The 279-nt window shown below is 57.0% G+C and carries 1 protein-coding gene; it reads left to right on the forward strand.

Translation table 11 applies throughout. The annotated features are described in order from the left end of the window. Nucleotides 1–279, forward strand: a 279-nt coding sequence (locus N7568_RS23125) for a type VI secretion system baseplate subunit TssG (protein WP_261612056.1), incomplete at both ends; no start/stop codon positions are given.

The following is a 279-nucleotide window of genomic DNA, read 5'->3' on the forward strand; positions in this document are numbered from 1 at the left end:
TGCCGGTCAAAATGCGCGAGTACGTCGGACAATGGCTAACCCTGCAAACGGACGACCAGACGCAACGTGGTGTGGGCAACGAGTCCGCGCTGCTGGGTGACGGTGCCATCCTCGGTCATACCGTGCTGGATCGGCAGCACAAATTTCAGCTGATTTTCGGTCCGTTAACCCTGCAGCAGTATGTGCGTTTCAGCCCATGGGGGCAGGATCTGCCGGTGTTGTGTGAATGGGTTCGTCAGTTTGTTGGTTTTGAGTACGCCTGGGAAGTGAGTCTGGTGC

The organism is Paenarthrobacter aurescens (genome assembly GCF_025421775.1).
GTDB lineage: Bacteria > Actinomycetota > Actinomycetes > Actinomycetales > Micrococcaceae > Arthrobacter > Arthrobacter aurescens_B.